Below are 14,434 nucleotides of genomic sequence, written 5' to 3' on the forward strand. Positions count from 1 at the left end.
CTTTCAGCCGCTTCCCTTTTCTTTCTTGTCCTTTTCATCGGCGGAACGCCTCAGCTTGGCGAGAGATGTAGCGTCGTGCTCTTCTTCCGCTTCCAAAGGTAGAGTGGGAATTTCGGGCGCTACCCCCTTATCTGAAAGCTCTATTTTCCAAAGATGACGTCCGTTGCTACGAGCAGAAACTCCAACCCAGACAATGTCAGTTTCAAACTCATTCAACACGTAACATATCTCAACACGCTGAAGGCCGGTGTACCCATATAGGTCTACATCATGATTATCAAAATCACGCGCTTCCTGTGTCGGATAGTTTGACGTTGTCAAAGCTATGTCTGCATGCTTTACTCGAAACAGAACAGAGTCTTCCGCTATGAATGAGGCAGTATCTCTATGCTCCAAAATCACGAAATCGCCATCTTCGCTGCTTATTATAGCGAGTTCTTTTACTGTTTCTTCCCACATTAATCCGCGAAACGTCGCCTTGCGTCGCCAGATCGCCCTCTCCGGGTATTTTTCGCTGGCAGTTTTCCACGCGCGATGCACAGCGGCGTGGACGCGCGCTCCGCGGTCGTTTTCAAGCAGCACCTCCAGCACAAAATCTCTCAGCGGCAGCGGCATGGGTGATTCTCCCTTGGCCGCGACACTATGGCATGAGTTTTACAAAAACAATATCAAAATATGTACGAAATTATGCGCCGGCCTTTTCCCACCTTTTCTGGGCGGCCTTCTTCGCGATCTCGGCGCGCCGCTCGGGCGTCATCCCCTCGGCGCGCTTCTTTCCGCCCTTGCGGCCGAGTTCGGCTGCGGCTTGGTTTTTGGCAGGCGCGTTGCCGTAATCCTCCGGCTCTTCCCCCGTGAGGATGCGCATCACCTTTACGGCGCGCGCGATGGCGTCGGCGGGGCGTTTCTCGCCTTTAGGACCAGTCGGCATAGCGCAGAGCCCTCGTTACTTCTTTCTCTCGGTTGCAGACGGAACAAGCCCCATTGGCTCGATCGAAATCCGTGGTCAGGCCAAGCGAACGAGCTATGACGTTGATTTGCTGCCTAGGCGAAATTGCCGTCTTCGTTGAGAGGCAATCATCGCAGAACCGAGCAGGGGCTCGTTCGACCAGGAAGTGGTGGACTTTTTCAGGGTTATCCATGCCGCCAAGCATAGCACGGGAGACCGGGCCTAGCGAGCCGGTGTCAAGGACCTCAAAATTCAAACTGAGACACTACCGCCGCCCCGCGACGCTGGATCGCTTCGCTCCGCTCGCGATGACGGCTCGAATTCGGCGAGCGCGAGTCGCGCCGCCTCGATCGCGCCCGCCTCCACGGCGGACGACAAAGGCGCGCCATGCGCGAAGCACTCGCCTTCGATCGCATAGACGACGCAGACCGGCGGCAGGTGGCCGAGCGCGCGGGCGAGCTCGATCGCCGCCGCGAGGCCGAAGCCATGCGTAGAAGCGCCGAATTCGTTTTGCGGCAGCGGTTCGCGCGCAACGTCGAAACGCCGCACCGCGCCCAGAGGCGCGCCGGAGACGCAAGCGTCGACGAGAACCACCTGCGCGGCGCCGTCCATCGCCTCGAGCAGCGCCGTCGCCTCGCCGTCATGCTCGATGAGCTCGACGCCGGGCGGCGCCGCATTGCGCAGCAGAGCCGCGGCGCGGCGGCCGGCGGCGTCGTCGCCGCGATGAAGATTGCCGACGCCGATGACGATGCGCCGTTTCATATCGTAGCACATGTGCTTCGAGAAACGAGCCTGAAGAGCCCGACGGAAAATGCCCCCTTCACCCTGGAGCCCACGACGCGGGCGTCTCGAAGGATCGATGAGCAACGCCTTCTGGAACATCCTTCGAGGCTTCTCGCGTTCCGCCAGAAGCGCCTCAGGATGAGGGAGCGGGATGTTCGGTCGGATTCTCGAGGCTCGCTTCTCATTTCGACTTGAATGACGCACGCCATTATGCGCGATCGATGTCGAGCCGCAGGAAATGCGTCGAGCAGGAGATGCAGGGATCGAAATTACGCACCGTCTGCTCGCAGCGATGGCGCAGCTCCTCCTCCGGCAGATCGAGGAAGCGGCCGACGAGGCTCTTCAGATCGTCCTCGATCATGCTCTGGTTTTGCGACGTCGGCGGCGTGATGACCGCGTCAGCGATCGACCCGTCCGCCTCGAGCCGATAGCGATGATGCAACATGCCGCGCGGCGCCTCGGTCGCCGCCGCGCCCTCGCCCGCGCGCGGCTCGATGGCAATGAAGGGGCGATCGGGCTCCTCGTAGCGGGCGATGATGCGCAGCGCTTCGTCCAGCGCATAGAGCGTCTCGACCGCGCGCACGATGATGCTCTGGTAAGGATTTGCGCAGACCGGTCCGAGGCCCACCTCGCGCGCGGCCTGCCGCGCGAGCGGCGAGAGAGAAGCGAAGTTCAGCGCATAGCGCGCGAGCGGGCCGACGAGGTAAGGCCCGCCGCCGTGGCGCATGCGCGCATGGAGCGCTGTCGAGCGCTGGACGTGGAATTCCTCGAAATACGCGTCGAATTCCGACGCGCCGATATCGAGGCCACGGCTCGACACGATGCGGCCGCGCGTGAACGGATATTCGCCCGGATGCCGCAGCGACACGAAAACGTAGTCGCGCTCGCAATCCGGAAAATCGAGGCCGGCGACGAAGCGCACGACATCGAGCGCCGCGTCCCTGGCGCGCTCGAGCTTGTCGACGAGCGTGGCGAGCTCGCGCTTGCGCGGCGCGCGATAGAAACCGCCGACGCGCACATTGATCGGATGAATCTCGCGGCCGCCGACCAGCGTCATGATCTCGTTGCCGACCTTCTTGATCGCAAGGCCGCGCCGCACGACGTCGCCATGATCGCGCGCCATTTCGACGCCGCCGGCATAGCCGAGGAAATCCGGCGCATGCAGCATATGCACATGCAGCATGTGGCTCTCGATCCATTCGCCGCAGTAGAGCAACCGGCGCAGATCGGCGAGCGGACCCGTCACATCGACGCCGAGCGCCACCTCCATCGCATGGACCGCGCTCATCTGATAAGCGACGGGGCAGATGCCGCAGATGCGCGCCGTGATGTCCGGCGCCTCGGAGAAGTCACGCCCGCGCAGCAGCGCCTCGAAGAAACGCGGCGGCTCGAATATATTCAGCGCGGCGCTCTTCACTTCGCCGTCGCGGATCACGATCTCGAGCCCGCCCTCGCCCTCGACGCGCGCGAGCGCGCCGACCTTTATGGTCCTACTTCCCATGGCGCTCGCTCTCTTCGCGAAACGGTCCGGCGTCGGCGTTGAAGGTGCGATAGACGCGCCGCAGATCGCGCTCGTCCATGCCGAGCCCGGCGAGCCTTCGGCTCAGCGACGGCGCATTCGGCGTCTCCATCGGGCCGAAGCAGCCGTAGCAGCCGCGATCGTAAGAGGGGCAGAGCGCGCCGCAACCGTCATGCGTGACAGGGCCGAGACAGGGCGTCCCATGCGCGACCATCACGCAGACATTGCCCTTCAGCTTGCATTGCAGGCAGACGCTGTGCGCCGGCGTCACCGGCTTGCGGCCGGCGAGAAAAGCCGAGATCACCTCGATCAGCCGGCTCTTGTCGATCGGACAGCCGCGCAATTCGAAATCGACCTTCACATGAGCGGCGATCGGCGTCGAGGTCGCGAGCGTGTGGATATAGTCCGGACGCGCATAGACGATCGAGGCGTATTCGCGCACATCGGCGAAATTGCGCAGCGCCTGCACGCCGCCCGCGGTCGCGCAGGCGCCGATGGTGACGAGGCTGCGCGAGCGGCGCCGCACGTCCTGGATGCGCTCTGCGTCATGCGGCGTGGTGACCGAGCCTTCGACGAGCGAAAGGTCGTAGGTCCCGCGGATCGGGGCGCGCGTCGCCTCGGGAAAATAGGCGATGTCGAGCGCCTGCGCGACGGCGAGCAGCTCGTCCTCGCAATCGAGCAGCGTGAGCTGGCAGCCGTCGCAGGAGGCGAATTTCCACACCGCGAGCCGCGGCCTGTGCTTTTCCGCGCTCATCTCACAATTCCTTCGTCGCGAGCAGCCCGCGCAATTGCGCGTATGTGAAGACCGGACCGTCGCGGCAGATGAAGACCGGACCGAACTGGCAATGGCCGCACCAGCCGATCGCGCATTTCATATTGCGCTCCATCGAGAGATAGACCCGCTCCTGCGACATCCCCGCGTCGCCGAGCGCGTCGGCGACGAAGCGCATCATGATCTCCGGTCCGCACAGCATGGCGAGCGCGTTTTCGGCGTCGAAAGCGGCGCGCGCAATGAGCTTCGTCACCACGCCGACATTGCCGCGCCAGTCGCCGCGCGCGTGATCGACCGTCGCCTCGACCTCGGCGTCGAACCGCCCGCGCCATTGCTCGAGCTCGTCGCGATAGAGAATATCGAGCGGGCTGCGCGCGCCATAGAGCAGAACGACGCGGCCGTATTTCCCGCGCTCGGCGAAGAGGCGATAGAGCGCGGGACGCAGCGGCGCGAGGCCGAGACCGCCGGCGACGACGACGACGTCGCGGCCCTGCGCCTCCTCCATCGGCCAGCCGCGCCCGAAGGGACCACGCAGGCCGATCGGCTCGCCCACGTGCAGCTCGGTGAGCGCGCGCGACACGGCGCCGACGGCGCGGATCGTATGGACGAGCCGCGAGGCGTCGGCCGGATCGCCGCTGACGCTGATCGCCGCCTCGCCGACGCCGAAGGCGGTGAGCATATTGAACTGGCCGGGCGCGAAAGCGAAATCGCCGGCGTCGATCTCGAGGGTGACGACATCGGCGATCTCGCGCCACTTGCGGCGCACGCGCGCGACGCGCGGAATCATCGCATCGGAGGCGGGCGCGGGAAGGACGAGCTCAGCCATGGACGCCATAGACGTCGATCATCTGCAGCCGCGCCGCCTGCAGGCGCTCGACGAGCGGCGGCGTGAAGCGCTTCATCATCTCATAGCCGAAGCGCGGATCGGCCTCGCTCTTGCGACGCAGGCACGCCGCATCGATCGCGATGGCGCGCACGCCCTCCAGCGCGCATGCGTCATAGCTCCAGCGATAGGGCGGCACGAGCCAGGAGAGGCCGCAGACCTCGCCCGCGCCCAGCGTCTGCAGCGTCACGGCGCCGCGCGCCGGATCGCGCAGCTCGAGCGCGACGCGCCCTTCGCGCAGCAGATAGAACCAATCGGCGCTCTCGCCTTGGCGGAACAAATATGTCCCCGCCTCGAAGCGCACATTCTTCGCACAGCCGGAGACGAGCGCGACGAGGGGCGCCTCCAAGCCGGCGAAGAAGGCGTGCCGCGCGACGATATGCTCGAGGCCTTCGATCATGTCTCGCCTCCCGTCGCCTCGCTCTCGCGAATGGCGCGCGCCTCCTCGGTGATGTCGATGCCGACCGGGCACCAGACGATGCAGCGCCCGCAGCCGACGCAGCCGGACGATCCGAACTGATCATGCCAGGTCGAGAGCTTGTGCGTCATCCATTGGCGATAGCGCGACTTGACGCTGCTGCGCACGCTGCCCCCGTGGATATAAGAGAAATCCAAGGTAAAGCAGGAATCCCAGCGCTGCGAGCGGGAACTCTCGAGGCCGGCGAGATCCCTCGCATCCTCGACGGAGGTGCAGAAGCAGGTCGGACAAACCATTGTGCAGTTCGTGCAGGCGAGGCAGCGCGTCGCCACTTCGTCCCACCGCGGATGCTCGAGATTGCGCGCGAGCAGAGACGCGACGTCCGGCTGCATCTCGCGCCCCATATTCGCCGCCGTATGATCGACGACGGCCTGTGCGGCGGCGATGTCGCCGCGGCTCGCGGCGCGATGCGGCGCGCCGTCGAGCAGCGCCCTCCCCGCCTCCGTGCCGATCTCGACGAGAAAGGCGTGGCCATCGTCGCCGATCAGTTCCGTCAGAGCGAGATCGAAACCGAATGTCGCCTTCGGTCCCGTGTTCATCGACACGCAGAAGCAGGCGCCGCCGGCGACGCCGCAATTCAAGGCCACGACGAAGACATTCTCGCGCCGCGCCCGGTAATGCGGATCGGCATATTCGCCGCCGATCAGCACGCGGTCCTGGATGGCGATCGCATGCAGCTCGCAGGAGCGCGCGCCGATGAAGGCGAATTTTTCATTTCGCTCGGGCTCCGCCGCGACGCGCAACGCGTCGCCCTCGCGCCGCGCGCTCCACAGGCGCAGCACGGGCGGATGCAGAAAACGCTTCCAGGATTGCGGACCCGCGGCATAGCCGAACAGAGCGTCGTCGTCCCGCCGCGTGACGCGGTAATGGCCGCCGTCCTGCTCGTCGCCGCAGCCGCGCGGCAGATCGGCGACGCCGGCGATCTCGTCATAGACGATCGCCTCGTCGCGCAGGGTCGGGCCGAGCAAGGAGAAGCCCTGCCCGCGCAGAGCGTCGAGCAACGCCTGCAGCCCGGCCTCGTCGATGATCGCCGGCGCGCAGTCCATGCAGCCATCCCTTGCGTGATACGCGACGTCCGAGCGGGCGCTCGAAGGTTCGTATATGCTATGGTGCCGGAATAATGCAATTTCTCGACGATCGCCCGAACCCGCTCGAAACTGGCGGCACGCCGACGCCTCGGCAGGAAGAACCGGACATCTGCAGAGATATCAACCGGCCTCCACTCTCACATGGCGCGAGTGGACCCATCCCGCTCGACACGGCCCCGTATAAGCCTTTTCGGACGGCCAGGGCGTCGAGACGCCGCATTGCTCCTCGGCGGCAGTCGCATAGACGATCCCATACCACGATCCGCTTTCGCTACATATCCAAACGTCTCGTCCGTTGTGGAGGCGGTCGATCGCGCGAAACCGCGAAGCCGGACCGGCGCGAACCGACAGGAACCCATCCTTCGCGGGATCCAGGCCGATCACTGCGCCTTTGCTGGAGCAGGCGTCAGAATTGCGATCGCCGCCGAGAATGATCGGCTTCTCCAGCCGGACGTAGCGGCTTGCGACGACCGAAGCTCCAAAGCCGACGCCGGTCAGAGCCAGGAGCGCGCCGACCGGCAATGCGAGAGTCGATGCGATCGAGCTTCGATCCATATTCAAGGGACCCTGACCTAGGCCTCGTTCGTGGATAGTCGGTGGGAAACCGGCTCGTCGAACACGCGCTCCACCACCTTGCTCGAGATCAAGCTCGCGGTCTTCGGCCAACGCGCGGCCAGCAGGCGATCCTTCGCGATGCGAGCCAGGTTCACGCTATTGCTCTGATTGCCTCCGAGAACGGTATAGGCCTCCTTGTCCTGGGAGTAATAGAAGCCGACATGACCCTTGGCGCCGTTCCTGGAGCCCCGCCAGAACACCAAGATAGCGCCCCGCCGTGGCGACGTCGACTCGCCGAACCTGGCCCAGCCTCTGGCCCATAAGGGATTGGGAGGCAATGGCTCGTTCGACAAGGTCGAGCCGATTGCGTGAGCGACGAACAAGCCACACCAAGGGACATCGTCATCGTCGTAATCGATATCGAGGTCCTTTGCCCATTGGATGATCTCTTTGTTCGACCCCCGCCCGACGATCTCTTTCGTTCCGACGAGATTCTTCGCCTCCTCGAACCATGGGAGTGGAACATCGGCGAAAGCCGCCTGCTCCGGCTGCGGGAACAAAGCCGCTATCGTCTGGGGGCCGACGACTCCGTCGACGGAGAGCCCCCGCGTCTTCTGAAATGCGCGCACGGCCGCCTCCGTGCGGCGTCCCCAGACGCCATCGATCTCGCCGGGGTTGAAGCCCTGCGCCTGAAGCGCGGATTGTATGGCGGCGATCTTCTCGTCCCCTCGAATTGGACTATCGTTCATTTCACAATCTCCCGACACTTGAAAACGCTAGTGGCGCGCGTCGTCTAATCGGGAACCTTCTGAGAGCGAAGCCGAAAGCTCGCGGCCCAGGGGCGCGCAGACCACCACTCGTCGAGCTTGATACGATTTCAGATCGTGGTCAATTCACTTTCGACTCTCTCGCTTTTGAAACTCTCGCGACAGCGAAAAAGCGAGCAATGATCTCGCCGCGGCTCACGGCGCCTCGAAATGCTTGGAGAGCTTCAGATCCTGTCCCTGGTAGTTGGAGACGCCGGCCTCGCCGTAGAGAATCCTCGGCTCCATCGCCATCGGCTCGTAGACGAGGCGGCCGATGACCTGCCCGTCCTCGAGGATGAAGGGCACGTCGCGGCTGCGCACTTCCAGCACGGCGCGGCTGCCCGGCCGCCCCTCGCTCGCGCAGCCGAAGCCCGGATCGAAGAAGCCGGCGTAATGCACGCGGAACTCGCCCATGGCCGGATCGATCGCCATCATCTCAGCCGAGAGATGCGCGGGAATGCGCAGCCGCTCGCGCGAGGCGAGGATATAGAACTCGTCGGGGTCGAGAATGAGCTTGCGGCTCGCGCGCACCGGCAGACGCTCCCAATACTCCTCGATCGCGTAACGAGCGACGAGATCGACGTCGATGACGTCGGCGTGTTTCTGCGCGCGATAGCCGACGACGCCGCCGGCGAGGCCGTCGAGCGCGACGCGCAAGATCACACCCTCGCGCAAGGTGAGGTCGCCGTCGACGAGCGCCGCGCGCGCGTGCTCGGCGGCGAGAGCCGCGTCGGAAACCACGAGATCGGCGCGCGGATCGCGGCGGCGGAAGCGCATCTGATCGAGGCGCGAGCCCTCGCGAACGCGTACGCTGAAACTGCGCGGCGAGACCTCCGCATAGAGGCGCCCGTGATAGCCGGCGGCGACATGATCGAAGATTTCGGAATTGTCGGCGATGAGGCGGGTGAAAATGTCGAGCCGTCCAGTCGAGCTCTTGGGATTGGCGACGGCCGAGACGTCCGACGGCAGAGCGAGGCTCTCCTGCAGCGGGATCACATAGACGCAACCGCGCTCGAGCACGGCGCCGCGGCCGTCGAGGGCGATCTCGTCATAGGCGAGTTCGCCGAGCAGCGTCTCGACGCTGCGGCCCTTGCCCGGGAGAAAGCTGGCGCGCACGCGATAGGCCTTGGGGCCGAGACGAAGATCGAGGCTCGCCGGCTGGCGCTGCCCGTCGTCGATCGGCCGCGCGGCGAGAATGGCGCCGGCGGCGGTCAGTTCGGCGATCTGCTCGCAGGAGAGCACGCCGAAGGGGGCGTGGGAGGAAGGCGTCGCGTCGGCCATGGGTGCTTTCGGGCTCGGTCGCTCGGAGGTCGTCCCACGACCTTTAAGGTTTTTTTGGCGACTGGTCGAATGCGGGCCACGATCGAGGCGTTACGAGTCCTTGCCCCGAGCCTCTCGGATCAGATTGTCGGCCGTATGTTCGAGCGTGACGAAGCAATTATCGACGACGCGACTTCGCGTGACTTGCGCAGAGGCGGCCGGCTCTTTCGATTCCGGCCTCTCCCGTCGGAGCGGATTTCGAGCGCTCGAACGATGCCGTCCGAGTGGAAAGCGCTAGCGGACGAACTTGACGGCGGCGAGAACGACGCCGGCGAGCGCGACCTGGGTCACGACGAGCCAACGCAGGATGTCGACTTTGAGATTGGCGGCCGAGGTTTCGATCTTGGAGTCGAGCTTCTCGATCTTGATCTCGAGCTCCCGGAGATCGCCTTTCGTAGCGAGCGCGGAGGCGTCGATCTCGCGCAAGGCGGCGACGGCGACCTGTTCCTCTGTGAAGCCGTGCTTGCGCGGCGTTTGCGAGACCGCGAGCGTGTCGATCGTCAATGCGCTCATGTCGGTATCATAGCGCGGGCGGCGCTGCGATCAATCCAGCGGCGCGGCAACGAAAAGAAGAACTGGTCGGAGTGAGAGGATTCGAACCTCCGACCCCCTCGTCCCGAACGAGGTGCGCTACCAGGCTGCGCTACACTCCGACAGGCGGCCAGTGTCGGCCGCCGCTGGTGACGGCTTATAGCTTCACGCTTCCTCCCCCGCAACAGCTCTTTGCGCCGCGTCGCCGCGCGTCCGCTCGAGCCGCACGAAGGCGAAACCCGCCTCGTCTCCGGCGCCGCGCGGCGGGACGGAGCGCTCCATCTCGCGCCAGTCGCGCGGATCGAGGGCGGGAAAGACCGCATCGCCCTCGATCGTCAGCGCCACTTCCGTCAGATGGATCACATCGGCCTGCGGCAGAAAGGCCGCATAGATTTCCGCGCCGCCGACGACCGAAGCCTCCCGCTCGCCCATCGCCCGCGCCAGCGCTGCGGCGAGGCTCAGCGCCTCCTCCGGAGACCGCGCCACATGCGCTCCCTCCGGCCGGAAGGTTGGGTCCCGCGACAGGGCGATCGTCTCGCGCCCGGGCAGAATGCGGCCGATCGAGTCGAAGGTGCGCCGGCCCATCAGCAACGGCTTGCCCCAGGTCAGCGCGCGAAAGCGCTTCAGATCGGTGGGCAGGCGCCAGGGCGTGCGCCCCCGCGCCCCGATCACGCCATTACGCGCCGCCGCGACCACGAATGCCAGAGTCGGCGTCAAGGCTGCGCTCCCTTTCGTTCGGTTTCTCGCGGCCCCTCTTTGCTCGGCCGCCCCCGCGTCCCTATATAAGCTGCGCCCGGGCGATTCTGCGTGCGGGCGACACCCTTCGAGGAAAGATATGTCGTTGCGGACATCGCACTCCAAATCCCTGTCGGCGCTCGCTCTGGCCGCGCTGCTGGCGCTCGCGCCGGCGGTCGGCGAGGCCAGGATGGGCGGCGGGCTGAGCTCGGGGAGCCGCGGCTCGCGCACTTTCTCGCCGCCGCCGGCGACCAACACCGCGCCCCGTCCCGCCGCGCCGATGCAGCGCTCGATCGAAGCGCCGCCGGCCGCGACGCAGGGTCCGGGCCGTCCGGCCTTCAGTCCGGCGCCCGCGCCGAGCATGGGCTCCTTCGGACGCGGCCTGCTCGGCGGCCTCGCCGGCGGCCTGCTCGGCGCGGGCCTCTTCGGCCTGCTGTCGGGTCATGGCCTGTTCGGCGGGCTCGGCGGATTTGCGTCGATGATCGGCCTGCTGCTGCAGCTGGCGCTGATATTCGTGCTCGCGCGGCTCGCCTTCCAATGGTTCGCGGGCCGCCGGCTCGCCGCCGCCTATGGCGGGACGGGCGGCGCCGGCCCCCGTCCGGGCTTCGCCTTCATGGGCTTTCCCGGCGGCGGCGCGGCCGCGCGCCCCTCCGGCGCCCCGATTTCCCTGGCCCAAGCGGATTTCCCCGCTTTCGAGCGGCTGCTCGCCGAGACGCAGGACTCCTATAGCCGGGAAGACGTAGCGCGGCTGCGCGAGCTGGCGACGCAGGAAATGGCCTCCTATTTCGCCGAGGATCTGAAATCCAACGCGCGCGAGGGCGTCGTCAACCGTATCTCTGGCGTGAAGCTGCTGCAGGGCGATCTCGCCGAAGCCTGGCGTGAGGGCGGCGACGAATATGCGACGGTCTCCATGCGCTTCTCGCTGATCGACCAGTTCGTCGACCGGGCGACCGGCAAAGTGGTGCGAGGCGATGCGGCGCCGACGCAGTCGACCGAGGTCTGGACATTCCGCCGGCCGGCGGGACGCGGACCCGAAGCCTGGCGCCTCTCGGCCATTCAGCAGACGGCCTGACGACCCCGCAGTCGAACACATCGAGCGCCCCTCCCCGAGGGGCGCTTTTTTTTGGCGTTCGACCGGGCCGGCTCACTGCGCCGCGCGCCGCCTCACCCCAAATCCAACTCCATCGCCGCCTCCACATGCAGCGGCAGGCGGCGCGGCGCGATGAACACGGCGTCGGCGCGCAGCACGTGGTCCGCCGCCCAGGGATTGGCGGCGAGCCAGCGCGAGGCCGCGCGAGAGAGACGGCGACGCTTCTCCTCGGTGATGGAGATCATCGCTTCCTCGAGCGTCGCGCGCGCCTTCACCTCGACGAAGGCGATCGTGCGTCCGCGCCGCGCGATGATGTCGATCTCGCCGCCGCGCAGGCGATAGCGCCGCGCGAGGATTTCATAGAGCTTGCAGCGCAGCCACAGCGCGGCGACCGTCTCGGCGCGCAGCCCGCCGAGGTGGCGCGCACGTCGCGCCGCGCTGTCCTCGCTCACGACTCTCGGCCCGCAGCGAGCTTGATCGCCCGGGCGTAGACCTCGCGGCGCGGACGGCCGGTCGAGGCCGAGACGACGCTCGCAGCGTCCTTCACCGAATGATCGGCGAGCGCCGCTTCGATCTTCGCGTCGAGCTCCGCTGCGCTCGTCTCCTCCGCCGCCGCATCCGGCGGCGCGATCAAGAGCACGATCTCGCCTTTCGGCGGCTCCTCCTCCCGCAGCGCCGCCGCGAGCGCGTCGAGCCGGCCGCGGCGCACCGATTCGTAGAGCTTGGTCAGCTCCCTGGCGATCGCCGCCTCGCGCGGCCCGAGCACGGCGGCGCAATCGTCGAGCGTCTCGGCGACGCGCCGCGGCGATTCGAAAAACACAAGAGTGCCGGGAATGCGTGCGAGCTCCGCGAGGCGCGCCCGCCGCGCGCCGCTCTTCGCCGGCAGAAACCCCTCGAAAAAGAAGCGGTCGGTGGGCAGGCCGGCGATGACCAGCGCCGCCAGAACGGCCGAAGGCCCCGGCACAGAGGTGACCTTCACGCCGCGCTCCAGCGCCTCCGCCACGAGCTTGTAGCCGGGATCGGAGATCAGCGGCGTGCCCGCGTCGGAAACGAGCGCCAGCGCCGCGCCGGCCTCGAGCCGCGCGATCAGATGCGGCCGCATCACTTGCGCATTGTGCTCGTGATAGGCGACGAGCGGCGTCGAAATCCCATAATGGGCGAGCAGCGTCTTGGTGACGCGCGTGTCCTCCGCCACCACGGCGTCGGCCGCGGCGAGCGTCGACAGCGCGCGGAACGAAATATCCTTCAGATTGCCGATCGGCGTCGCGACGAGATGCAGGCCCGGCTCGATCTTCTCCGCTTCGGCGCGCAGGCCGAAAGCGGCGTAGCCCGGCGCCCTCGGAGCGTCTTCTCTGATCGCGGCCATCGAAATCCTCCTGCGTCCGCGTCGTTCTGATAATCGACCGATTGTTCTTTTTACAGAACGACGGCGCGGCGTTCAAGGCCGCAATTTCCCCGTAAAAATCGCATCTAGTGAATTTTAGGGATTGCCGTTTGCTGCCCGCGGTCGCGTATAGGACTGGTTTCGCGTCGCGCGGTTCGAGCGGGAGGCTTGGTTCGGATCATGGGTCATGTCGGCGAATTTTCGCGGCGCGGCGCGACCGCGGGGTTTGCGCGCGCGTTGCTCGTCGTCGGGGCGGCGTCGTCGCTTTTCGCCTGCAACCCGCTCTCCGGCCCCGGCGTGCCCGGCGCGCGCGATCTGAAACTCGCGGCTCCGGTCGGCTCGGTCGAGGTCGGCCCCCTCGCCGACGGCGCGGAGCAGATCGGCAATGGCGCGACGCGCATCGCACTCATCGTGCCGCTGACGCAGGCCTCCGGGCCGAGCCAGGTCGGCGCCTCGCTGCGCAACGCCGCCAAGCTCGCCTATGCCGAGAGCGGCACCAACGACGTCACGATCCTGGTCAAGGACGATCACTCGACGCCCGCCGGCGCGGCGCAAGCGACGCAGGCGGCGCTGAGCGAGGGCGCCGAGATCGTGATCGGCCCGGTGTTCGCCGGCTCGGTGCGGGAGGCGGCGCGCGTCGCGCGCGGCGCCGGCAAGCCGGTCATCGCCTTCTCGACCGACGCATCGGTCGCGGGCCACGGCGTCTATCTCCTGTCCTTCCAAGTCGAATCCTATGTGCAGCGCATCGTCGGTTATGCGGCCGAGCGCGGCAAGAAATCGGTCGCCGTGCTGGCGCCGGAGGGCGATTATGGCAATGTGGCGCTGGCGCAATTCCAGCAGAGCGCGGCCGAACATGATCTGCGCGTGTTGACGATCGAGCGCTACAAGCCGGGCGCGCTGCAGCCCTCCGTCCAGCGCATCGCCGCCGCGAGCGAGCAGATCGACGCTCTGTTCATCCCCGAGCAGGCGGAGGCGATGGCCTCCGTCTCGCGTGAATTGCTGGCGGCGGGGATCGACTTGAAGCGAATCCAGATACTCGGCACCGGCCTGTGGAACGACGCGCGCGTCTCGAAACTGCCGGCGCTGCAGGGCGCCTGGTTCGTCGCGCCGGAGAATGCGGGCTTCAACGCGCTCGCCCAGCGCTATCGCGCCAAATTCAACTCCGATCCGGCGCGCATCGCGACACTCGCCTATGACGCCGTCTCGCTCGCCATCGCCCTGTCGCGCAGCCAAGGCTCGCAGCGCTATTCGGAGAGCGTGCTCACCAATCCCTCCGGCTTCAACGGAGCCGACGGCGTGTTCCGTTTCAGGGGGGACGGCTCCAACGAACGCGGCCTGTCGGTGCTGGAAATTTCCAATGGCGCAGCGAAAGTGCTGGCGCCGGCGCCGCGCAGCTTCACCGGCAACGGGGCGTGAGGCCGAAGTTTGGTTTCCCGCCGTCATGACACGGCTGTCAGGCTCAAGATAAGCATAGTATTGGCGAGGATCTTGATCGTTTTTTGGCGGCGGCGCGGGCATGTCGACGAGGCTCTTGCGATGCACGA

General features: G+C 66.4%; 17 protein-coding genes and 1 tRNA gene. 2 read left to right on the plus strand and 16 right to left on the minus strand.

Annotated elements, in window-relative coordinates; genetic code table 11:
• Positions 1-3: 3 nt before the first annotated feature.
• The 14 genes from AC6IW9_RS19080 to AC6IW9_RS19145 all read right to left on the minus strand — a co-directional run bounded on the left by AC6IW9_RS19080 (position 4) and on the right by AC6IW9_RS19145 (position 10,398).
• Positions 4-615, minus strand: coding sequence for a hypothetical protein (locus AC6IW9_RS19080; RefSeq protein ID WP_497766190.1), 612 nt, complete (start codon positions 613-615; stop codon positions 4-6).
• 70 nt (positions 616-685) lie between these two features.
• Complete coding sequence (locus AC6IW9_RS19085) at positions 686-868, minus strand: RNA-binding protein (protein WP_497766193.1); 183 nt, start codon at positions 866-868, stop codon at positions 686-688.
• Between the two features lie 330 nt (positions 869-1,198).
• Positions 1,199-1,720, minus strand: a complete 522-nt coding sequence (locus tag AC6IW9_RS19090) for a hydrogenase maturation protease (RefSeq protein ID WP_497766196.1) — start codon at positions 1,718-1,720, stop codon at positions 1,199-1,201.
• A gap of 217 nt (positions 1,721-1,937) precedes the next feature.
• Positions 1,938-3,230, minus strand: coding sequence for a Ni/Fe hydrogenase subunit alpha (locus tag AC6IW9_RS19095; RefSeq protein WP_497766199.1), 1,293 nt, complete (start codon positions 3,228-3,230; stop codon positions 1,938-1,940).
• Positions 3,220-4,002, minus strand: coding sequence for an NADH-quinone oxidoreductase subunit B family protein (locus tag AC6IW9_RS19100; RefSeq protein ID WP_497766202.1), 783 nt, complete (start codon positions 4,000-4,002; stop codon positions 3,220-3,222). The genes AC6IW9_RS19095 and AC6IW9_RS19100 overlap by 11 nt, the downstream gene beginning before the upstream one ends.
• Before the next feature lies 1 nt (position 4,003).
• Entirely contained in the window at positions 4,004-4,855 is an 852-nt protein-coding gene (locus tag AC6IW9_RS19105) for an FAD/NAD(P)-binding protein (RefSeq protein WP_497766205.1), read from the minus strand.
• Positions 4,839-5,303 carry a cyclic nucleotide-binding domain-containing protein gene (locus AC6IW9_RS19110; protein ID WP_497766208.1) on the minus strand — a complete coding sequence of 155 codons (465 nt, stop codon included), beginning with the start codon at positions 5,301-5,303 and terminating at the stop codon, positions 4,839-4,841. Before AC6IW9_RS19110 ends, AC6IW9_RS19105 begins: the two co-directional genes overlap by 17 nt.
• A complete protein-coding gene (locus AC6IW9_RS19115) occupies positions 5,300-6,427 on the minus strand; it encodes a 4Fe-4S dicluster domain-containing protein (RefSeq protein WP_497766212.1) in 1,128 nt (375 codons plus the stop codon). The genes AC6IW9_RS19110 and AC6IW9_RS19115 overlap by 4 nt, the downstream gene beginning before the upstream one ends.
• Positions 6,428-6,589: 162 nt before the next feature.
• The gene (locus AC6IW9_RS19120) at positions 6,590-7,024 is read right to left on the minus strand and encodes an integron (protein ID WP_497766215.1); all 435 of its coding nucleotides are present in this window, start codon (positions 7,022-7,024) and stop codon (positions 6,590-6,592) included.
• A gap of 17 nt (positions 7,025-7,041) precedes the next feature.
• Positions 7,042-7,773: an NlpC/P60 family protein gene (locus tag AC6IW9_RS19125; protein WP_497766218.1), complete on the minus strand. Its 732-nt coding sequence runs from the start codon at positions 7,771-7,773 to the stop codon at positions 7,042-7,044.
• 213 nt (positions 7,774-7,986) lie between these two features.
• Entirely contained in the window at positions 7,987-9,111 is a 1,125-nt protein-coding gene (locus tag AC6IW9_RS19130) for a 2'-deoxycytidine 5'-triphosphate deaminase (RefSeq protein ID WP_497766221.1), read from the minus strand.
• A gap of 273 nt (positions 9,112-9,384) precedes the next feature.
• Positions 9,385-9,663: a hypothetical protein gene (locus tag AC6IW9_RS19135; protein WP_497766224.1), complete on the minus strand. Its 279-nt coding sequence runs from the start codon at positions 9,661-9,663 to the stop codon at positions 9,385-9,387.
• A gap of 63 nt (positions 9,664-9,726) precedes the next feature.
• Positions 9,727-9,803: transfer RNA gene (locus tag AC6IW9_RS19140), tRNA-Pro, on the minus strand.
• 43 nt (positions 9,804-9,846) lie between these two features.
• Positions 9,847-10,398, minus strand: a complete 552-nt coding sequence (locus tag AC6IW9_RS19145; RefSeq protein ID WP_497766226.1) for a dihydrofolate reductase — start codon at positions 10,396-10,398, stop codon at positions 9,847-9,849.
• Between the two features lie 118 nt (positions 10,399-10,516).
• Between AC6IW9_RS19145 and AC6IW9_RS19150 the strand changes: the two genes are divergently transcribed.
• On the plus strand, positions 10,517-11,488 hold the full coding sequence (locus tag AC6IW9_RS19150; RefSeq protein WP_497766229.1) for a TIM44-like domain-containing protein: 972 nt from the start codon (positions 10,517-10,519) through the stop codon (positions 11,486-11,488).
• Positions 11,489-11,580: 92 nt separating this feature from the next.
• On the opposite strand, the gene AC6IW9_RS19155 is transcribed toward AC6IW9_RS19150, so the two are convergent.
• Together AC6IW9_RS19155 and rsmI are read right to left on the minus strand one after the other, a co-directional pair.
• A complete protein-coding gene (locus AC6IW9_RS19155; RefSeq protein WP_497766231.1) occupies positions 11,581-11,958 on the minus strand; it encodes a YraN family protein in 378 nt (125 codons plus the stop codon).
• The gene (rsmI, locus tag AC6IW9_RS19160; RefSeq protein WP_497766234.1) at positions 11,955-12,872 is read right to left on the minus strand and encodes a 16S rRNA (cytidine(1402)-2'-O)-methyltransferase; all 918 of its coding nucleotides are present in this window, start codon (positions 12,870-12,872) and stop codon (positions 11,955-11,957) included. Before rsmI ends, AC6IW9_RS19155 begins: the two co-directional genes overlap by 4 nt.
• Before the next feature lie 198 nt (positions 12,873-13,070).
• Between rsmI and AC6IW9_RS19165 the strand changes: the two genes are divergently transcribed.
• On the plus strand, positions 13,071-14,306 hold the full coding sequence (locus AC6IW9_RS19165) for a penicillin-binding protein activator (RefSeq protein WP_497772563.1): 1,236 nt from the start codon (positions 13,071-13,073) through the stop codon (positions 14,304-14,306).
• The last annotated feature ends 128 nt before the right edge of the window (positions 14,307-14,434 follow it).

It is taken from the genome of Methylosinus sp. shoA, from assembly GCF_059718125.1.